This is a genomic window from Flavobacterium sp. AK-345 (assembly GCF_058310175.1).
In genome coordinates, this window is record NZ_JBZEER010000003.1 from 344,686 (window position 1) to 364,922 (window position 20,237).

Genomic DNA, 20,237 nt, shown 5'->3' on the forward strand with positions numbered 1-20,237 from the left:
TTTCTTTTATAGACTTTGCGAACTTTGCGGTTAAGCTAAAACGTAGCTTTTTGTTTTTCTACAAAATTATGTGCTTGTAATTCTAATAATTCTGTTGCTTTTTTGCGTTGCAGATCGTACAGGTTTTTATCTCCGGCAATATCAGCATACACTTTGTCATGCATTTCGGCGCTGGTTTTTACTAATAATTCACGCTGGTATTTATTTTGTGCCAAAGTAGCTTTCATTGCCGTTTCGGCTTCTTCTTGTTTAAAATCAAATTCGCCTTTTGGAGCCAGTAATTTGGCAATAATCGGAGAAGTTTCAATTGCCAAAAACAGCAGCATAATAAAAAACGAAGGTAGCCAAGGCAATTTATTCAACGCATTAATTCTGGCCATTAGACCATCAAAACCTTCAATAATTGGCTGTGTTTGCAATACTTTTTTATCTAAATCGGCTTGCAATTGTTTTCCTGTTTTTTCTTTCTCGGCAATTTTAGCTTCATTCGTTGTTTTTAAAGCTGCTAATTCTTTTAAAGATGCATCGTGCTTTTCGCGTTTTTCCTTATAAACCGGACCTTTACCCAGTTTTTTTGTTCCTGTAGTTCCTTCGGCTTCGGTAATATAAGTTGAATAAAGTGAGTTTACTTCTTTCTCTTTCGTCAGAATATCGGCTTTTAAAGAAGCAATTTCAGCTTTATTTTTATCTAAATCAGATTTGAAATAATTGCCTACTTGCTTTTTGTTAGCCAATTCCATTTCGTTTTTTTCTTTCAATAAAACCGTATTGATTTCTTTTTCGAAAATTTTAATCTCCAAAGGTTTAGAAATTACAATTGCAATAATAATCGCCAGTATAATTCTGGGAGTCGCCTGCAGGAATTCATCCATAAAGCGATCTCTTTTTTTAATTGTCGAAACAATAAACCGGTCTAAATTAAAGATTAGCAAACTCCAAACAAACCCAAAAATTAAAGCAGGATAAATAGAGTCGAAAACAGTAAAAAGTGCATAAGCACTGGCAAGAAAAGCCATAACTGCGGTAAAAAAAACGGTGGCCCCAATACCAACATATTTGGTTTGCTCGCCTTCGGAGCAGCCTTCGAGTACATCTCTGTCGGCTCCGGAACAAAGGATAAAAAATTGTTTTAACATGATTGATGATTTTTGATTGTGATTGATAAGGCAAATTTAACGCCAAAAATTTAATTCTCATGTAAATAGTTGATTTGTTTTTAGTTGTAAATCAATTATTTGAAGTTTAGATGTTATTTAAAGATTAATAAGATTCTGTTTTGAAGGATTAATCATAACATTATATTAATTTTTTCCAATGGTTTTAGTAATACAAAGGTTCTAGTTTCGCAGCAAAACAAACCAAACACAATGAAAAATTTTTATTTAGTAGTAACATTCTTTTTATTAACCTTATCAGGTTATGCTCAAAAGGCCATAATATCCGGAAAGGTTTTAGACGCCGATGACAAATTACCTTTGCCAGGAGCCATGATTCAAATTGTTGGTGACAACAAATACACGGTTTCAGATTACAACGGCCGATTTGAATTGCTTAATATCAATATTGGAACATATCAGGTTACCGTAAAATATATTGGATATACACCAATAACACACGAAATTACGGTTGAACAAGGCAAAAACAACGTTCTTGATTTTGCACTTAAAACTTCAGGAACAGAGTTGAATGAGGTTGTTGTTGGAGACATCTTAAAAGGTCAGGCCAAAGCATTAAATCAACAAAAAAACAGCAAAAATATTGGAAACGTAATTTCATCAGATCAGGTGGGTCGTTTTCCGGATGCCAACGTTGGTGATGCTTTAAAACGTGTTCCGGGTATCACGATGCAAAATGATCAGGGTGAAGCACGTAATATTATTATCAGAGGTTTGGCTCCGTCCCTGAACTCTGTGACTTTAAATGGTGATAGAATTCCATCTGCAGAAGGAGACAACAGAAACGTACAAATGGATTTAATTCCGTCTGATATGATTTCGACTATTGAAGTAAACAAAACGCTAACTTCAGACATGGATGCTGATGCGATTGGAGGTTCTGTAAATTTAGTTACAAGAGCAACTCCAAATGGCGAAAGAATTTCAGCAACGCTTGCGGGAGGTTTTATGCCAATTCGCGAACACGCTACTTATACAGCAGGTTTAGTTTACGGAAATCGTTTTTTTGATAATAAATTAGGAGCTGTTTTTAGCGGATCATACAATAATGTAAATTATGGCTCTGATGATGTGGAGAACGAATGGGTAAAGGATGATTTTGGAAATGAATTTGTTCAGGCTTCTGAAATTAGAAAATATGATGTTCAGCGTATTCGTCGCAGCGGTTCTGTGGCTTTGGATTATAAATTTGATGAAAACAATACCATTTTTGCCAATGCTATTTATAACTGGAGAGACGACAGAGAAAACCGTTTTAGAACAACTTACGATGATATTGAAGCCATTTACGATGGTGAAACTATTACTGGTTTTGAAGGTCGTGTAAAACGCCAGACAAAAGGTGGAGTGGACAGCAGCAGAAACAAAAACAGAAGATTAGAAGACCAAAGAGTTCAGAATTATTCTATTCGCGGAGAGCATTTAATCAACTCAAAATTAGATTTAGACTGGTCTGCAAATTACGCAAAAGCCAGAGAATATCGCCCGGGAGAGCGTTATATTGAATACCGCCAGACAGGTTTGGAAATGTCTCAGGATTTATCTGATTTGAGATTTCCTTTGGTTACACCAACCGGAGAAGCGGTTGATCAATTCGAATTTAATTCGGTTACAGAAAACACAGATGAAACCAGCGAAAGTGAATTTGGTGCAAAAGTAAACATCCGTTTTCCATTCTCTATTATTGCTGCAGAAAAGGGAAGAATAAGAACAGGACTTCGTTTGAGAATGAAAGAAAAAGAAAGAAACAACAACTTCTTTTCTTATGAACCCGTAAACGGTGGAATGGATTTATTATCTGAAGTTCCAACCAGTTTTTATGATGGGAAAAACTTCAATCCGGGAAGTAAATATGTTCCGGGAACTTTTGCTTCGGCAAGTTTCTTAGGAAGTCTTGATTTGAATAATTCAGCATTATTTGATAAAGAAGCAGATCCTGCAGAATTTTTAGCGGTAAATTATAATGCTAAAGAAAACATTTATGCAGCTTATGTAAGATGGGATCAGGATTTTAACGATAAACTTTCCATGGTGTTAGGTGTTCGTGTAGAGAATACGCACATCGATTACACTGGAAATCGTGTTTTGGATGAGGAAGAATTAGAGAGCAAAATCAATACTACAAATGCTTATACCAATGTATTGCCAAGTATTTCATTTCAATATAATGCCACGAAAGATTTAGTTTTAAGAGCGGCTGCAACTACAGCTTTGGCCAGACCAAACTATTATGCACTTGCGCCTTATGTAAACAATATTGCTGCTGATAAAGAAATTACTGCGGGAAATCCGGATCTTGATGCAACGTACTCCTACAATTATGATTTCATGGCCGAGAATTATTTCAAATCGGTTGGATTAATTTCTGGAGGTGTTTTCTACAAAAGATTAAATGATTTCATCTACAATTATAGTGACAATCAATATACTGATGCAAAATTTGCTGCAGATTTTCCTAATCAGGCAAACCCAATTCCGGCTGGCGAAAACTGGTCGTTTGTACAGTCAAGAAACGGAGATGTAGTTGATGTTTACGGATTTGAAGTTGCTTTTCAACGTCAGTTAGATTTCTTGCCGGGGAAATTTTTGAAAGGTTTTGGTATTTATTTGAATTATACTTACACCAAATCAAAAGCAAAAGGAATTGCCGATGAAGACGGAAATGAAAGAAACGACATTAGTCTTCCGGGTACAACGCCACATATGTTTAACGGATCATTATCTTGGGAAAACAAACGTTTTTCTGCCAGAATTTCAACCAATTTCACTTCTGATTATTTAGATGAATTAGGTTCAGAATCATACAAAGACAGTTATTATGACAAACAATTTTTCTTAGATGCAAATGCTTCTTATAAAATTACGTCGCACCTTCGCATCTTTGCCGAAGCCAACAATTTAACCAACCAACCATTACGTTACTACCAAGGTGTAGAAGCGCATACTAAACAAGCAGAATTCTATCAGGCGAGATATAATTTCGGTTTGAAGTTTGACTTGTAATAATCAATTTATAAAATTCTTAAATTAGACAGGACTTAACGGTTCTGTCTAATTTTATTAAATGAAAATCATAATGAAACATAAATCTATACTCGCTTTTTTCCTTTTAAGCACTTTATTAATAGCCTGTAAAGACGATAAATTAGCACCCGTTGCCGCAAATGCTGTAAAACCAACAGCTGTTACCGAAGCATTGCCGCACGACACAGATGATCCTTCAATCTGGATTCACCCAACAGACGCTTCAAAAAGCATAATCGTGGGAACAGATAAAGATACAGACGGCGGTTTGTATGCTTTTGATTTGAATGGAAAAATCCTTAAAAAATCAATCACTTTAAAACGTCCAAACAATGTTGATATTGCTTACGGTTTACTAATCGATGGAAAAAAAGTAGACGTTGCCGTTACAACAGAACGTGAAAGCAATAAAATAAGAATTTTTAGTTTACCTGATTTAAATCCAATTGACAATGGCGGAATTGCTGTTTTTGAAGGTGAAGAATTGCGTGACCCAATGGGAATTGCGTTGTACACACGCCCAAGCGACAAGAAAATCTTTGCCATTGTGGGAAGAAAATCAGGACCTTCAGGAAGTTATTTATGGCAATATGAACTTTCTGGCGCTGGAAAATTTGCAACAGCAAAAGTGGTTAGAAAATTCGGCGCTTACAGCGGAAAAAAAGAAATCGAAGCCATTGCTGTTGATAACGAATTAGGAACTGTTTTGTATTGCGACGAACAATTCGGTATCAGAAAATACAACGCTGATCCTGCTTTAAATGATAATAAAGAATTGGTTCTTTTTGGAAAAACAGGTTTTAAAGCAGACAACGAAGGAATCGCGATTTACAAAAAAACAGATTCTACAGGATATATTTTAGTCTCTAACCAACAGGCGAATACCTTTATGGTTTACCCAAGAGAAGGTGCAAAAGGAAACCCAAACGAATATCCTCTATTAGCAGAAATCCCTACATCAACTATAGAATGTGATGGTGCCGATGTGACCAGTATAAACTTAGGAGGAAAATACAAAAACGGACTTTTCGTAGCCATGAGCAACGGAATGACGTTTCATTATTATGCATGGGATTTGATTCAGAAACGTATCGACGGGAAGAAATAAGTTTTTTTGTTTCAAGTTTCAGGTTTCAGGTTTCAGGTTTCAGGTTTCAGGTTCTTTACTGTGATTTAAAAACGGAGACTTAAACCTCCGAGTTGTCAGGCTGAGCGTCCCGAGGCTTCGGGAGAAGCCCCGCAACGAAAAGCCGCAAACTAAATCACATTTCAATTCGTAACATAGCGAAGTCGAAGTGCTTTGCGTAGGCTTCGACTCCGCTCAGCCTGACAAACAAAACCAAACCCAAAGCCCGAAACCTGAAACTTGAAACCTGAAACAAACAAAAAAGCTGTTCATCACTGAACAGCTTTTTTAATTTGAATTAGTAATCTTCCTTATTCTGTTTTAGGCGCACCCGCTAAAATTTCAGCGTTGGCAAACTCTTCAAATTTGGCAAAATTCGCTTTAAATTTTTGAGCCAATTCGATTGCTTTTTTATCGTATAACTCAGGATCTTCCCAAGTATTTCTAGGATTTAAAATTTCACTTGGAACATTCGGGCAAGATTGTGGTTTTGCAATTCCAAATACTGCGTGATTTTCAAACGCTACATTATCAAGTTCTCCTTTTAATGCAGCTGTAATCATGGCGCGGGTGTATTTTAGTTTCATACGCGTTCCTGTTCCATATGCACCACCTGTCCAACCAGTGTTGATTAACCAAACTTTTACATCTGCATCTTTCATTTTTTTAGTCAGCATTTCAGCATAACGAGTTGGGTGCAAAGGCATAAATGGTGCTCCAAAACATGCTGAAAAGTTAGGTTGTGGTTCTGTAACTCCCGCTTCGGTTCCGGCAACTTTTGCAGTATATCCAGAGATAAAATGGTAAGCGGCCTGACCTGGAGTCAATTTTGAGATTGGAGGCAAAATTCCGAAAGAATCTGCCGTTAAGAAAAATATATTTTTAGGATTATGTCCAATAGATCCCGGTTGAATATTGTCAATATGTGTTATTGGATAACTTACACGCGTATTTTGAGTGATAGAAACATCATCATAATCTACTTCGTTTGTTCCAGCTTTAAAAACCACATTTTCTAAAAGAGCTCCTTTTTTGATCGCTCTAAAAATATCCGGTTCATTTTCTTCAGATAAGTTAATTACTTTCGCATAACAACCACCTTCAAAGTTGAAAACAGTATTTTCAGCCGTCCAGCCGTGTTCGTCATCACCAATTAATTTACGATCCGGATCTGCAGATAAAGTAGTTTTTCCTGTTCCGGATAAACCAAAGAAAATAGCAGTATCTCCATCTTCTCCAACATTGGCGCTGCAGTGCATTGGCAATGTATTTTCGAAAACCGGTAAAATGAAGTTCAAAGCAGAAAAAATTCCTTTTTTCATTTCTCCAGTATAACCCGTTCCTCCAATTAAGGCTACTTTTTTAGTAAAATCTAAAATAGCAAAATTCGACTGACGTGTCCCATCTACAGCAGGATCCGCCATAAAACTTGGTGCGCAAATTACTGTCCATTCTGGTGTAAAGTTGGCTAATTCAGAATCTTCTGGTCTTAAAAACATATTGTAACAAAACAAATTAGACCAGGCTGTTTCTGTAACCACACGAACATTCAATCTGTAATTTGGATCTGCACAAACGTATGCATCACGAACAAATACTTCTTTATTCGATAAAAATTGAGTTACCTTATTATATAATTTTTCAAAAGCTTCTGATGAAAACGGAATATTTACATTTCCCCACCAAACCTTATCTTCTGTTATGCTGTCTTTTACGATAAAACGATCTTGCGGAGACCGCCCTGTAAATTCACCCGTATTAATTGCCAGCGCTCCTGTAGAGTTCTCAACACCTTGTCCTGATTGCACTGTAATTGCATGCAATTCGTCTGCAGATAATTGATAGTGAACCTTGGCATTTTCAATTCCTAATTCAGAAAGCGAAATCGATTGCGTGAAAAGTGTGTTAGTGTCCATAAATTTGTAGTTGTGTATATTATTTTTTTATTGCACAAACATATTTTACTTTGAACTTTAAGCAGTTAGCCTAAAGATATGAATTGTTATATTTTTTATCAATATTAATAAAAAGCAATAAAAACTCACATAAGTAATGTTTTATGTTATTTATGAGACAAAATTAAAGATTAATTTTTAGATAGAATTTTTTATTCGGTATTTTATGATTTTTGCCTCAAAATACTAACAAATAATCCCAACCAAGCAAGAATTAATAAAAATCCACCCAAAGGTGTTGCGAATACGATAATTTTAGAATCGAAAACTGTAAGATTTTTTGTAGCTAATAAATAGATAGATCCGCTAAATAAAATTACACCGGCAACGGCTAAATTATAGATGGTTTTTATCGTTTTTTGAGAAAGTTCTTTTCTTGTAGAAAGAAAAAATAAAAAGAAAGCGTGATACATTTGATAGCGAACTCCGGTTTCGAAAGTTACCAATTGCTCAACAGATAAATATTTCTTAAGCAAATGCGCTCCAAAAGCCCCTAAAATAATAGCTAACATTCCTATAAAAGCACCAGTAAGGATAATTTTTCTTTTCATATTTTTCTATACTTTCAATTTAAATACAAAAATACTTCAAACTATTGGAAAAGCTTTTCTACTTTCTGAAAATGTTTTCACGAAAAAGAATTCTTTAGTATTTTATCTGAAATAAAAAAGATTTCATTTTTTTGAATTAATTTGATTGTTATATTTATAACAATTTAATATATTTGTGTTATAAATATAAAATATGAGAAGCATTTTAATTTTTGGAGCCGGAAGGTCAGCCTCTTCATTGATACGGTATTTGTTATCAAAATCAGAAAGTGGAAATCTACATTTGGTTGTAGCTGATTTATCTTTGGCTTTGGCCGAAAAAAAGACACAAAATCATCCCAATGCAACTCCAATTGCTTTAAATATTTTTGATACCGAACAAAGAAAAGCGGCCATAGAAAAAGCGTCAATTGTTATTTCGATGTTGCCGGCTCATTTACATATTGAAATTGCAAAAGATTGTTTAGAATTTAAAAAACACCTTGTAACAGCATCATACATTAGCGATGCCATGCAAGCATTAAACGAAGAAGCGATAAAAAATAATTTAATTTTCATGAACGAAATTGGTCTTGATCCTGGAATCGATCACATGAGTGCCATGAAAGTTATTGACGAAATTAGAGCAAAAGGTGGTAAAATGCTGCTTTTTGAATCTTTTTGCGGCGGTTTAGTTGCTCCGGAATCTGACAACAATCTTTGGAATTATAAATTTACCTGGGCACCAAGAAATGTCGTTTTAGCCGGACAAGGCGGTGCGGCCAAATTTGTTCAGGAAGGCACTTATAAATACATTCCGTACGGAACATTATTCCGCAGAACTGAATTTCTGGAAGTCGAAGGTTACGGAAAATTTGAGGCTTATTCCAATCGGGATTCTCTAAAATACAGATCAATTTATGGTTTGGATGACATTCTGACTTTATACAGAGGAACCATCCGAAGAGTTGGTTTTTCGAAAGCCTGGAATATGTTTGTACAATTGGGCATGACGGATGATAGTTACATCATGGAAGATTCTGAAAGCATGAGTTATCGTCAGTTTACAAACTCTTTTTTACCGTATCATCCAACAGATTCTGTTGAAATTAAAACACGATTAATTTTAAAAATCGATCAGGACGATATTATGTGGGACAAACTTTTGGAATTGGATTTATTTAATCCTGACAAAAAAGTGAATCTGCCCAATGCAACTCCGGCTCAAATATTAGAAAAAATACTTTCAGACAGCTGGGCACTTGAACCAGATGATAAAGATATGATTGTGATGTACCATAAATTCGGTTATGAATTAAATGGAAAGAAAAAACAAATCGATTCAAAAATGGTTTGTATTGGAGACGATCAAACCTATACGGCAATGGCAAAAACCGTTGGATTGCCTGTAGCAATGGCAACTTTATTAATTTTGAATGGAAAAATTAGAACTCCAGGCGTACAGCTTCCTATAAATAAAGAAGTGTATTTGCCTATTTTAAAAGAATTAGAAGAGTATGGCGTTATTTTTAACGAACAAACCATGCCTTATTTCGGCTATAATCCTGATCTATTTTAGTGATGGCTTAGTTTTTTTTTGAGAATTTTTTTTTAGTTTTTAATTGATCCGCTTCCTTTTCAAGAAAGCGGATTTTTTTTGTTAAAGACGCAAAGGTCCATAGCAACAAAGGTTCAAAGGTTTCATGAAATAGCTAAAAACTTTGTCGCTCTGCACCTTTGAACCTTTGAACCTTCCTAAAAAACTATTTCTCTGTCTGCACTGTTATTGGCATAGTGTACAAAACACGCGCTGGCTTTCCATCTTTAGTTCCCGGAATCCATTTAGGAGAAAGTTTTATGGCACGAATTGCTTCATTTCCTATACCATAACCCAAATCTTTTACGATTTTAAATTCAGATAAACTTCCATCTCTTTCTACCATAAATTCAATTATGGCTTTACCTTCTAATTTCTGCTTTGAAACTGCTGCAGGTATTTTAAAATTCATGCCTACAAGTTTATAAAATTCTTCAATTCCTCCTGGATATTCAGGTTGTTTATCCATACAATCGTTGCTGTCTTTCACTATCATTTTATCATAATCTGATTTGTCTCTGACCTTCTGCGCAATAGTTTCTGAACTGAAAACAAACAATGATAATACACAAACAATACTTACAATCAATACTTTAAACGTCATTTTAAATCGGGATTCTTTTTTGGTCATCATAATAAGGCGTTTTTTAGTTATTAAATAATTAAGGTTACTGGCTAATGCTATCGAATTTTTATTGGAAGCAAAATTTAATAACAGCTTTTGATACCTTGTAACAGACTCAAATTGAGCATTAACCTCTTCATCAGCTAAAAATTCATGATTCAGTTTTATTGCTTTTTTGAATAAAATTATAAGCGGGTTAAACCAAAAAACAATTTGCAAAACTTCTATAAAAAGAATATCCAAAGTATGTTTTTGTTTTAAATGTGCTTTTTCGTGCGCTATTAATTCTAATGGAATTTTACCGGTTTCAAATTCTTCTTTATTGATAAAAACTGAGTTCCAAAATGAATGCGGCAATGTAGGTTCTTCTATTAAAACCACTTTTACATTATCTAGTACTTGTCTGTTATTGCCTTTATTTTTTTTATAAAACGAATACAAATTCACTATAAACCGAAACATAAATAGACATGCAACAATGAGATAAATTATACTTAAAACAGAAGTTATAATTTGTGCTGAGTTATCTTTATTTAAAACTACATTACTGGTTCTAATTACAACTCCATCTAATTGAATTATACTTAATGTATTCCCCAACAAAGGTTTAATAGAAATTAATTGTAGCGGAATTACAAAACTAAAAGCCAGACTCAACAACAAATAAGCACGATTAAAACGAAACATTTTTTCGTTTTCCAGCCATAATTTATATACTGCATAAAAAACCAAAAGCAGCATTCCTGATTTTAAAAGATAGTTTATCATTTTTTCTTTTTTTGAATTTGCGAATCGATTATTTTTTTGAGTTCTTCTAATTCTAAAGTTGATAAATTGGTTTCTGTCGTAAAAAAAGAAGCAAATTGCGATGCTGAATTATTAAAGAAATTGCTAATTAAGCCGTTTACATGTTTGGAGAAATAAGCTGTTTTTTTAACCAACGGATAATATTCCCGTGAATTACCGAATTCGTTATACGCTACAAATTTCTTATCGATCATTCGTTTTAAAAGCGTTGCAACGGTTGTTGTTGCCGGTTTTGGTTCCGGATACGCTTCGAGTAAATCTTTCATAAAAGCTTTTTCAAGCTTCCAAAGATGCTCCATTAATTGTTCTTCTGAGTTTGATAGTTGTGTCATTATTTAATGTTTTCAAGTTTTTCAGTTTCAGGCAATTCCTTTTTATAAGCTTCTAAATTCCATTCAATATTCATTTTTGCCGCATATTCAGCCATAGTACCAAGCCCAACTTCAGCACGCCTCTTATCTACATTATCCGGATCTATCATCGGCGATATGTATAATTTATTAGTCGTTTTATTTTTCGAAGACTGGCTTCCATAAATTTGTCTTCTTCCTTCTCTTAAGGCTACTCTATCTTCCAGGTATGCCAGGTTTCCCGGATTTGCATTACCTTTCTTAACAGCCTCTCGCATCATTGGCAAATATTTTTGCTGATATTTTAAATCAGAATGTTGTATAACCAAAAACAACGTTTGATTGGCCTGTGCTCCAACAACATCTTTTCCAACCCAGCCTTTTTCATCTAAAATCTTTATGACCTTAATGAGATTAATGCTGTCTTTTTTTCTCATTAATTTGCCAATGCTGTCGATTTTCTTTTTATCCGAATTAGGGTCTTTATAAATTTTCATAAAATCTCCACGAATACCCTGATCCTCTGCATAAATCTCCAAAAGTTCTTTTTGCAGCGGTTTATCGTAATTAGCACTCAGAATATCCATTCTCTTCTGAAGTTTATCAATTGTCACTTTCCACTCTTTTTTATCATGCAAAGCTTTTAAATCATTATCTGTTTTTATGTGGGCAATGTTTTCATAACCATTATCAATTGCTAAACCCAGCCACTTAAAAGCTTTATCATTATCATTGCTTAAAGCTGCAGCGCACGCACCATTATATAAATCTGAAGAGGATTTGTGTTCGATTTTAAATGCCTTTTCATAATAAACAACAGATCCTTTATAATCTTTCGCTTTATAACAATCATCCCCTTTTGCAACAAATTCTTTATAGGTTTGAGACTGCATCAATCCAATATTCATAGTAATAAAAAAGAAAGCAATTAGTTTTTTCATAGCTTTAAATCGATTAGTGGTTATTGTATTTTTACTTCCGAAATTAATTCACCGTTATTGTATTTTTTAATTTCGGTTAGTTTTCCTTTATCTGAATAGAATTTCCAATCTCCAAAATAGAACCAATGTGTTTCTACTGTATTAGATTCTAATTTTGTTTTTCCTTTAGATTGCACTTTTCCGTTTTCATAATAATATTTTACGGTGCAAACTCCGTTTTTGTATTTTTCTGTTTTGTAGATTTTCCCGTTTATGTAAGATTTCCATTTTTTTACGGGTTTATCGTGTTTGTAATATTCAAATGATTTGTATTGAATACTGTCTTGTGTATAATCATCAATCCAAACACCTTCTTTTTTCTTGTCAATCTTTTGATTAATTGGCTTGCTTTTGCAATTTGAAAGCATCATTCCAAAAAACAGTACGATTAGAAATTGTTTCATTTGAATATTTAACTCTACAGTTATAGTCTTTGTTCTACAAATGTAGAGATTAATTTTTAATATGCAAGAAAAAAGAAACAAAGTTGCAGAGGTACAAAGGAACACAGATGGAAATCGGCTAGTTTTTTTGAATTGCCCCAGCTTTAGCCGGGTTTATAATAAATGCAAAAAAATGGCTTTAGCCAAATAATTATGTTTTAGGAACTAAAAAATTTCGGCTAAAGCCAATTACTTTCTATAAATAAACCCCTATCTAAAGCTAGGGGCTATTCAATTTTGATGCTAAAAACCTTTGTAGCTTTGAGCCTCTGGACCTTTGAGCCTCTCTTTGCGCGTTAGGGATAGGAGCGGTATCCTTTTTTGTGGCTTTTTCTGCCACAAAAAAGATATAGCGGATAGCCCGACCGAAGGGAACGCCAAAAAAAAGAAATTCCAATTCTAAAAATTCCAAATTCCAAAGTTGTGGAAACAAAAAAATCCGCTCATTGCTGAACGGATTTAATATTGGGAAATCTTTGTCAAAGTTTTAAACTTTGACAAAGATTAGAAACTTAAAAAACTTTGCGTCTTAGTGCCTTCGTGGCAAACTCTTACTTACTTAATTCCACAAAATACTTGTAAAACAACGGAATAGTCTCAATTCCTTTTAGGTAATTAAAGATTCCGAAATGTTCGTTTGGCGAGTGAATCGCATCTGAATCTAAACCAAAGCCCATAAGAATGGTTTTGCTTTTTAGTTCTTTTTCGAACAAAGCCACAATCGGGATACTTCCTCCCGAACGAACCGGAATTGCAGGAACTCCAAACGTTTCTGTGTATGCTTTGTTTGCCGCCTGATATCCAATACTGTCAATTGGCGTTACATAACCCTGGCCTCCGTGATGCGGCGTCACTTTTACGGTAACTCCGGCCGGCGCAATGCTTGTAAAATGTTTAGTAAAAAGTTCTGTGATTTCATGCCAATCCTGGTTTGGAACCAAACGCATCGAGATTTTAGCGAAAGCTTTGCTCGCAATAACTGTTTTTGCTCCTTCGCCCTGATATCCGCCCCAGATTCCGTTTACGTCTAATGTTGGACGAATCGAGTTGCGTTCGTTGGTTACATATCCTTTTTCGCCGTAAACATCGTTTAGGTTTAAGGCATTTTTATATTTTTCTAAGCTAAAAGGCGCTTTTGCCATTTCGGCTCTTTCTTCTGTTGATAATTCCTGAACTTTGTCGTAGAAGCCCGGAATTGTAATATGATTGTCTTCGTCGTGAAGTGAGGCGATCATTTTTGCCAAAACATTAATTGGGTTCGCCACTGCTCCACCGTATAAACCTGAATGCAAATCACGGTTTGGTCCCGTAACCTCAACCTCAACATAACTCAAACCGCGTAAACCTGTCGTGATAGATGGTTGTTGGTTAGAAATCATTCCGGTATCTGAAATTAAAATAACGTCGTTTTTCAGTTTTTCCTGATTGCGCTCTACAAACCAGGCCAAACTTGCAGAACCTACTTCTTCTTCACCTTCGATCATGAATTTTACGTTACAAGGCAACGTATTGCTTTGCACCATATATTCTAAGGCTTTTACGTGCATGTACATTTGTCCTTTGTCGTCGCAGGCACCACGTGCAAAAATGGCACCTTCTGGGTGAATTTCTGTTTTTTTAATAACCGGCTCAAAAGGTGGCGATGTCCATAATTCGATTGGATCTGGCGGTTGAACATCATAATGACCGTAAACAAGAACTGTTGGTAAATTTGGGTCGATTATTTTCTCTCCATAAATAATTGGATAGCCCGGAGTATCGCAAATTTCGACTAAATCGCAGCCTGCTTTTGATAAACTTTCTTTTACAGCCTCGGCAGTATCGATAACATCTTGTGAATATGCAGTGTCGGCACTTACCGACGGAATTTTTAATAATTCGATCAATTCGTTGATAAACCGATCTTTATGTTGTTGAACGTACGACTTAATATTTTCCATTTAAATTATTTTTATAGAAATTCAAAAATACAAAAAAGAGAATTAATATTTTTTTTCAAAAAATGCTTTGAAATTTAGAAGTTATGATTATCTTTGCACCCACAATTGAGCGGATATGGTGAAATTGGTAGACATGCCAGACTTAGGATCTGGTGCCGCAAGGCGTGTAGGTTCGAGTCCTATTATCCGCACTGAAAAAAGCTTCTGAGAAATCAGAAGCTTTTTTGGTTTTGGGATGTTTTTGCTTTTTGTTGTTAAAGTTGTTGATAAACAATTTACTATAATCCCTCAGCTTCCTTTTCTATTTTTAATTTTGGGAACCGATTAACGTGTTTTTTATAATTTAATTGAAAGCACGTAAACCACTAACCATATTTTATAATTTCATATAATGGATTATTTAAACTCCTTTTTTCAAAACATTAAAGACAAATTAAGTAATCCATTTTTCGGAACACTTATATTAATTTTAATTATTCATCATTGGGAACTTTGGTATTCATTATTCAATTTTGATCCTAACTATTCCAGAAATGCAAAAGTTTCATTAATAAGAAATCTTGCAGAGCACGAGTTAACAATGGAAAACGTTATTAATGATATTGTTTATGCTTCGGCTATTTCTTTACTAGGCTACCTAATTGTAATCGTTACAAGATCATTATCTATGGCAATAGAGTTTAGGATAATGCCTTTTTTAACTGGCAAAATCATTAATAAAAATGTTGTCTTAAAATCAACTCACGATGAGACCGTTTCTGAAAGAGATGAATATGCTGAAAAGTACGAAGAGCAACGAAAAAATGTGAGACTATTGTCAAAAAATTATGACGAACAAATTGAACAAATCAAAACGAAAGATATAGAATTAGTAAATACAATGGCATCTGTTTCAGCGCTAACTAGAAAATCTAACTCTTCTGAACGAAAACTTGAAATCGCACAAAATGAATTAGAAAAATCGATAATAAAAGTTCAACAATTGGAAGTTGAAACAGCAAATCAAAAAAATGAATTAGAAACTTTTTTAGATAACTTACAAGAGTATTGGAATTTGTTTTTTGACGAGAAAAATATGTCTTTTTGGGATTCACCAAATAAATTCCCAACTATAATTATAGACAAAGTTACAGAACTAAAAAAAGCAAATAAATGGGAGCAATTTTTAGATGTTGCAAATCATCTTGAAAATGGAGGAACCATGTCCTCTAGTAAGATTACTGAAATGAAAAGATTTGGAGTTATCAAACAAATAGCAGGCAAAAATTTTAAACAATTAAGCCCTATAGCTCAAATTATATTTAAATACAAATCCATTTTTGAGGAAATAGAACCAAATTATGAAATTGAATAAAATTATCCGGTTTAAAATAAAGTAATTAACCAAAATATTTGTGATTCCGAGGAACGAAGAATCGCACTAGAAACTCCGCATAGAATATCGTCAATCTTTGTCGAATTACTTGTGCGATTCTTCGTTCCTCAGAATGACAAATTAGACGAATTTGATCGCGATTGATGGATTGAAATCCCTTGAAACGTAACGTAAACCCAATATTGTCAAACCCGACAGGTTTTGAAAACCTGTCGGGTTTAGCGCAAACATCATCTTATTGACCATCCAAATAAGGATCTAAAACTTCGGCTAATTTATTGAGCCAATAAAAATTATCTTCGAGATTGTTGAATTCGGTTTCTACGGTTTCGCATCCTCTCATGGCGCAAAGTGAAAGAACATAATTTACTTGTCGAATTGTCTTTGCCATATCTTCAGAATCGATTGTTTTTCTGAAAAATTCTATTAATCTGGTTTCTGTTTCTTTTGAAAAGCTGTTTTCACCCATAATTTCAATTTTTATATTACAAAAATCATGAGATTTACTTTTCAATTGAACCCATATATGAGTCCAATTTTATTTTAATTTTTCTTATACAGAATCAAATTTCGGCTAAAGCCTTTTTTCTCTCAAAACATATAAAAACCTCCAGCTAAAGCAGGAGGCAATTCACTTAGCGCAAAAAAAACCTTTGTCAAAGGTTAAAACTTTGACAAAGGTTTCTCATATTTTAAATGAACTTATATCTCTTATATGGTTTAAAATTTTAGCTATTCAATAATTCTAAAACTTTATCAACATTAACTTCGCTATAATCATTTATATAAAAACTACATGGCGGAAGCTGTTCTTTTGTATGCGTACTCAAAACGCCAACCACTTTCATTCCTGCATTTAATCCCGCAGTAATTCCGGAGAAAGAATCTTCGAAAACAATACAATCAGATGGAGAAACACCAACACGTTTGGCAGATTCCAGATAAACTTCAGGATTTGGTTTATGAGCTTTCACATCTTCGCTAGACATCATAGAATCCATTTTATCGCCTATTTTTAATGTGCTTATAATCAAATCAAGATTAGCACGCGGTGCCGAAGTTGCAACAGCCGTTTTAAAACCACGAGATTTCAATTCGTTTAAAAACTCCAAATAATGCGGAATCGTTTCGACTTTGTCTTTATAAACTTCACGAAACATAGCTTCTTTTTCGTCTTCCAATAAGGTAAGTTCTTCTCCGGCAATAGAACGTTTGAAGAAATGCGTCATTATATAACCATTATGTTTTCCGTACATATGTTCTTCAAACTCTTCGTTTGTATACGGAATTTGATATTTATTAAAAAATGCCTCGAAAGCCTTTACATGATGCGGATTCGTGTGACAAATAACCCCATCCATATCAAAAATTACACATTGCTGTTTCATTGTATATTTTGTTTTTTAACGGTTCGCAAGATAGTTTAATAAAGTGTTATTCCACAGAGATTCACGGAGGTTTTCACGGAGAGTCGCGAAGTTTTTGTTTCACGCAGATTTTAAAAAGATTTAAGCAGATATGCGCAGATAATTATTATAATTTATTGAAAAAAAAATCTGCTTAAATCTGCAAAATCTGCGTGAAAAAATCTTCTACTTTATAAATTAAATTTATTTCAGTTTTGGAATTTGGAATTTAAAAAAAATTGGAATTTGCGTTCTAGCCAATCCAAATCTTACTCTTAACCAAAGTCATCGTTTGTCTTAAATGCTGATTGCACGCAATCAGAATAATCAAAACCACCAAACCATAACCTACAATGGTATAAATTTCCATATCGGCCAATAAAGTCGATTGTTTGGCAACGGTGCTAAAAAGTTTTTTTAACGCCAATGTATTAGAATCATCAGCTGAATATCCTTTTGCCATAAAACTCTGTGCTGTTTTGGCTATGGTTTCCTGCGCTTCGGGATTTTCGCCGGTCACAAACTGACTTAATTTTAAAAAGTGTTTTTTATTTAAAAATGCCATGGCATTCTGCATCACGCAAAACCCGATTGTACTTCCCCAAAAACGTCCTGAAACACCAACAATCCCGGAAGAAACCGCCATTTTTGCCGGAACTGAAGATGTGGTAAATAATATTAAAGGAACAAATAAAAACCCAACACCAATGCCTTGTAAAACATACGGAATTATAATATCTGATAAAGCTACATCTGGCACAAAAAGAAACGTAAACCAAAAGTGAAACAACGCAATCAGCGAAAAACCAATGATGAAAATAATTTTGGTAGAAACCGATTTCATCAGGAAATAAGCGGCCAGAATTAAGCCAATTACATTTCCTAATCCGTTTATGTATTGCACGCCCGCAACACGCGACGGATCCCAATTCCAAATCGAAAACATCGCCGAATGACATAAACTCAGCGTTGCTCTGCTAATGTAAAACAGGAAAAACAATAAAAACCCGATACGCAAATTGGCATATTTAAAAACTTCGAAATTAAAGGTTGGTCTTTTTACCAAAAGTTCTTTAAAAATGAATAACCCTCCCGTAATCAAGGCAATCATTAGCATTAAAACCATTTGAGAAGACTCGAACCAATATTTTTTTTCGGCATAAACAAAAAAGTAAGCACCGCAGAGAATGGCCGTCAGAACCAAAATATAACTCATCCAGTCGATTTGGTACAGCGGAATTTTCTTTGTAATTCTGTGTCCGCGAAAAGTAACCAGGATCAAAAAAACATTCAAAACCTGAAGTCCGCCCGAAACATACAGCATGTATTTCCAATCGTAATGATCCAGAAACCAAACGGCAATATTCATAATAAACGGCGTTGACAATAATAACGAACCGTAATAAAAGGAAAAACCAATTATTATGGCGTTTTTAGAATGAAACTGTTCAATCAATAATTGTCTGATCGTAATTACCGGAAGCGCCATTAAAATTCCCTCGAGAACGCGCAGTAATAAAAAGACATAAAAATTAGTAATATACGCCGATGAAACAATCGTAATTCCGATTAAGGAATACACTGCCATCAGGTAATTTTTTGCGGGGAAAAAACTCGAAAATCGGCTTTCTATTAAAATCGTGGCCAGCAAAGTTCCGTAAGTTACGCACATCGCAAACTGCAAATCTTCGGGTTCAATATCCAGAAAACTCGCTGCGTACGTTACGTTTGAAGTATAAACTCCCAATAAAATCATGGAATGCAGCAAACAGACAAACAAAATAATAATGATTGCCCATTTTGGAACCCAGGATTTAAAAATACTTTTATCTTCCATTTTATTGGTGTTCTGCGATAACCGTGATGTTCATTCCGGCTCTTAAAAAATCGGCTTGTTTATCGGTTTCTTTCAACTGAATTCGAACCGGAATTCTTTGTTCGATTTTTACAAAGTTTCCTGTTGCATTATCCGGAGGCAATAACGAAAATCTCGCACCGCTTGCCGGAGACAATGATTTAATAACTCCCGTAAATTCTTTATTATTTACAGCATCGGCCTGAATTTTTACTTCCTGACCAACGGTTAAATACTGCAATTGTGTTTCTTTAAAATTGGCCGTAATCCATTTTTCTTTACTTACTATAGAAAGCAGCGATTGCCCTTCTTTGACCATTTGTCCCGGTTGAAGGATTCTTTTCCCTACCCAGCCATCATAAGGCGCCGTAATTATGGTATACGAAAGAAACAACGCCGCATTATCTGCCAAAGCTTGTTTCGATTCTATAATAGTTTGCGCCGTAGGAACATTGGCCTGTGCCTGCGAAGTGCTTAAATTAGAAGACTGAATTCGGTCCTGCATTTCTTTATAATGAGCCTGCGCCGATTCGTAATCTGCTTTTACTTTCTCTAATTGTTGAGACGTTGCCGCTTCTTCTTTTACCAAAGCCTGATAACGCTCGTATTCTAATTTTGTTTTCCAAAGATTAGTTTTTGCCGCCGCCAATTGCGATTCGCCAATAACTGTTGAAATTGCCGTAGTCGCCACATTTTTTTGAGCCACAACACTGCTTTGTTTCGCACTTTGAACATCGGCAAGAGCCACATTCAGTTTTGATTTGTATTCTCGATTATCAATCACAACCAAAGTATCGCCTTTGTGCACAAACTGATTTTCTTCAAAACGAACTTCCTGCACATAACCCGTAATTCGCGACATAATTGGCGTCACATATTGCTCGATCTGCGCATCATTGGTTTCTTCGTGGTTGCTATTGAACACATAAAACCAAATTCCTAAAATAACACCACTTATTATAAGCGTACACGCAATAATTGTTATTATGATATGAAACGTTCTGTTTCTTCTAGTTTCATTCTTTATCTTAACCATAAACTCTATATCT

General features: G+C 34.6%; 15 protein-coding genes, 1 tRNA gene and 1 pseudogene. 5 read left to right on the forward strand and 12 right to left on the reverse strand.

The genetic code is table 11. From position 1 onward, the window contains the following. Positions 1-35: 35 nt before the first annotated feature. Positions 36-1,136 (reverse strand): DUF4407 domain-containing protein, encoded by a 1,101-nt coding sequence (locus tag AC4FQ3_RS08380; RefSeq protein WP_491181563.1) that lies wholly within the window; start codon positions 1,134-1,136, stop codon positions 36-38. A 231-nt stretch (positions 1,137-1,367) separates the two neighbouring features. On the opposite strand from AC4FQ3_RS08380, the gene AC4FQ3_RS08385 reads away from it, so the two are divergent. Together AC4FQ3_RS08385 and AC4FQ3_RS08390 are read left to right on the forward strand one after the other, a co-directional pair. Then, positions 1,368-4,178, forward strand: coding sequence for a TonB-dependent receptor (locus AC4FQ3_RS08385; protein ID WP_491181564.1), 2,811 nt, complete (start codon positions 1,368-1,370; stop codon positions 4,176-4,178). A gap of 73 nt (positions 4,179-4,251) precedes the next feature. Next, a complete protein-coding gene (locus tag AC4FQ3_RS08390) occupies positions 4,252-5,307 on the forward strand; it encodes a phytase (protein WP_491181565.1) in 1,056 nt (351 codons plus the stop codon). Positions 5,308-5,636: 329 nt separating this feature from the next. On the opposite strand, the gene pckA is transcribed toward AC4FQ3_RS08390, so the two are convergent. Both pckA and AC4FQ3_RS08400 read right to left on the reverse strand, forming a co-directional pair. Then, a complete protein-coding gene (gene pckA, locus AC4FQ3_RS08395; RefSeq protein ID WP_073394757.1) occupies positions 5,637-7,241 on the reverse strand; it encodes a phosphoenolpyruvate carboxykinase (ATP) in 1,605 nt (534 codons plus the stop codon). Positions 7,242-7,444: 203 nt separating this feature from the next. Beyond that, positions 7,445-7,831, reverse strand: a complete 387-nt coding sequence (locus tag AC4FQ3_RS08400; protein ID WP_042563365.1) for a DUF423 domain-containing protein — start codon at positions 7,829-7,831, stop codon at positions 7,445-7,447. Between the two features lie 193 nt (positions 7,832-8,024). Here AC4FQ3_RS08400 and AC4FQ3_RS08405 point away from each other — a divergent pair, with 193 nt between their 5' ends. After that, complete coding sequence (locus AC4FQ3_RS08405) at positions 8,025-9,389, forward strand: saccharopine dehydrogenase family protein (protein ID WP_491181566.1); 1,365 nt, start codon at positions 8,025-8,027, stop codon at positions 9,387-9,389. A 184-nt stretch (positions 9,390-9,573) separates the two neighbouring features. Here the strand turns inward: AC4FQ3_RS08405 and AC4FQ3_RS08410 are convergent, their stop codons facing one another. The 5 genes from AC4FQ3_RS08410 to AC4FQ3_RS08430 all read right to left on the reverse strand — a co-directional run bounded on the left by AC4FQ3_RS08410 (position 9,574) and on the right by AC4FQ3_RS08430 (position 14,552). Beyond that, a complete protein-coding gene (locus AC4FQ3_RS08410; RefSeq protein ID WP_491181567.1) occupies positions 9,574-10,800 on the reverse strand; it encodes a M56 family metallopeptidase in 1,227 nt (408 codons plus the stop codon). Further along, positions 10,797-11,171, reverse strand: coding sequence for a BlaI/MecI/CopY family transcriptional regulator (locus tag AC4FQ3_RS08415; RefSeq protein ID WP_491181568.1), 375 nt, complete (start codon positions 11,169-11,171; stop codon positions 10,797-10,799). Before AC4FQ3_RS08415 ends, AC4FQ3_RS08410 begins: the two co-directional genes overlap by 4 nt. Then, positions 11,171-12,130: a DUF6624 domain-containing protein gene (locus AC4FQ3_RS08420; RefSeq protein WP_491181569.1), complete on the reverse strand. Its 960-nt coding sequence runs from the start codon at positions 12,128-12,130 to the stop codon at positions 11,171-11,173. The genes AC4FQ3_RS08415 and AC4FQ3_RS08420 overlap by 1 nt, the downstream gene beginning before the upstream one ends. A 20-nt stretch (positions 12,131-12,150) precedes the next feature. Continuing rightward, positions 12,151-12,573 carry a toxin-antitoxin system YwqK family antitoxin gene (locus AC4FQ3_RS08425; RefSeq protein WP_491181570.1) on the reverse strand — a complete coding sequence of 141 codons (423 nt, stop codon included), beginning with the start codon at positions 12,571-12,573 and terminating at the stop codon, positions 12,151-12,153. A gap of 590 nt (positions 12,574-13,163) precedes the next feature. Next, positions 13,164-14,552 carry a dipeptidase gene (locus AC4FQ3_RS08430; protein ID WP_491181571.1) on the reverse strand — a complete coding sequence of 463 codons (1,389 nt, stop codon included), beginning with the start codon at positions 14,550-14,552 and terminating at the stop codon, positions 13,164-13,166. A gap of 109 nt (positions 14,553-14,661) precedes the next feature. On the opposite strand from AC4FQ3_RS08430, the gene AC4FQ3_RS08435 reads away from it, so the two are divergent. Both AC4FQ3_RS08435 and AC4FQ3_RS08440 read left to right on the forward strand, forming a co-directional pair. Then, positions 14,662-14,743 (forward strand) — tRNA-Leu (locus AC4FQ3_RS08435). A gap of 389 nt (positions 14,744-15,132) precedes the next feature. After that, positions 15,133-15,906, forward strand: coding sequence for a hypothetical protein (locus AC4FQ3_RS08440; protein WP_491181572.1), 774 nt, complete (start codon positions 15,133-15,135; stop codon positions 15,904-15,906). 256 nt (positions 15,907-16,162) lie between these two features. Here the strand turns inward: AC4FQ3_RS08440 and AC4FQ3_RS08445 are convergent, their stop codons facing one another. The 4 genes and pseudogenes from AC4FQ3_RS08445 to AC4FQ3_RS08460 all read right to left on the reverse strand — a co-directional run bounded on the left by AC4FQ3_RS08445 (position 16,163) and on the right by AC4FQ3_RS08460 (position 20,224). Next, entirely contained in the window at positions 16,163-16,396 is a 234-nt protein-coding gene (locus tag AC4FQ3_RS08445) for a hypothetical protein (RefSeq protein ID WP_491181573.1), read from the reverse strand. A 391-nt stretch (positions 16,397-16,787) separates the two neighbouring features. Continuing rightward, positions 16,788-17,315: pseudogene (locus tag AC4FQ3_RS08450) on the reverse strand (HAD family hydrolase); the annotation flags it as partial. 271 nt (positions 17,316-17,586) lie between these two features. Beyond that, the gene (locus tag AC4FQ3_RS08455) at positions 17,587-19,170 is read right to left on the reverse strand and encodes an MFS transporter (RefSeq protein WP_073394734.1); all 1,584 of its coding nucleotides are present in this window, start codon (positions 19,168-19,170) and stop codon (positions 17,587-17,589) included. 1 nt (position 19,171) lies between these two features. Next, complete coding sequence (locus AC4FQ3_RS08460; RefSeq protein ID WP_491181574.1) at positions 19,172-20,224, reverse strand: HlyD family secretion protein; 1,053 nt, start codon at positions 20,222-20,224, stop codon at positions 19,172-19,174. Positions 20,225-20,237: the final 13 nt, after the last annotated feature.

Bases quoted from the DNA above. Each gene is read 5' to 3' on its own strand.
- AC4FQ3_RS08445 (WP_491181573.1), bottom strand. From the start codon at position 16,396: ATGGGTGAAAACAGCTTTTCAAAAGAAACAGAAACCAGATTAATAGAA.
- AC4FQ3_RS08380 (WP_491181563.1), bottom strand. From the start codon at position 1,136: ATGTTAAAACAATTTTTTATCCTTTGTTCCGGAGCCGACAGAGATGTA.
- AC4FQ3_RS08460 (WP_491181574.1), bottom strand. From the start codon at position 20,224: ATGGTTAAGATAAAGAATGAAACTAGAAGAAACAGAACGTTTCATATC.
- AC4FQ3_RS08390 (WP_491181565.1), top strand. From the start codon at position 4,252: ATGAAACATAAATCTATACTCGCTTTTTTCCTTTTAAGCACTTTATTA.
- AC4FQ3_RS08455 (WP_073394734.1), bottom strand. From the start codon at position 19,170: ATGGAAGATAAAAGTATTTTTAAATCCTGGGTTCCAAAATGGGCAATC.
- AC4FQ3_RS08385 (WP_491181564.1), top strand. From the start codon at position 1,368: ATGAAAAATTTTTATTTAGTAGTAACATTCTTTTTATTAACCTTATCA.
- AC4FQ3_RS08430 (WP_491181571.1), bottom strand. From the start codon at position 14,552: ATGGAAAATATTAAGTCGTACGTTCAACAACATAAAGATCGGTTTATC.
- AC4FQ3_RS08440 (WP_491181572.1), top strand. From the start codon at position 15,133: ATGGAAAACGTTATTAATGATATTGTTTATGCTTCGGCTATTTCTTTA.
- AC4FQ3_RS08415 (WP_491181568.1), bottom strand. From the start codon at position 11,171: ATGACACAACTATCAAACTCAGAAGAACAATTAATGGAGCATCTTTGG.
- AC4FQ3_RS08410 (WP_491181567.1), bottom strand. From the start codon at position 10,800: ATGATAAACTATCTTTTAAAATCAGGAATGCTGCTTTTGGTTTTTTAT.
- AC4FQ3_RS08420 (WP_491181569.1), bottom strand. From the start codon at position 12,130: ATGAAAAAACTAATTGCTTTCTTTTTTATTACTATGAATATTGGATTG.
- AC4FQ3_RS08425 (WP_491181570.1), bottom strand. From the start codon at position 12,573: ATGAAACAATTTCTAATCGTACTGTTTTTTGGAATGATGCTTTCAAAT.
- AC4FQ3_RS08400 (WP_042563365.1), bottom strand. From the start codon at position 7,831: ATGAAAAGAAAAATTATCCTTACTGGTGCTTTTATAGGAATGTTAGCT.
- AC4FQ3_RS08405 (WP_491181566.1), top strand. From the start codon at position 8,025: ATGAGAAGCATTTTAATTTTTGGAGCCGGAAGGTCAGCCTCTTCATTG.
- pckA (WP_073394757.1), bottom strand. From the start codon at position 7,241: ATGGACACTAACACACTTTTCACGCAATCGATTTCGCTTTCTGAATTA.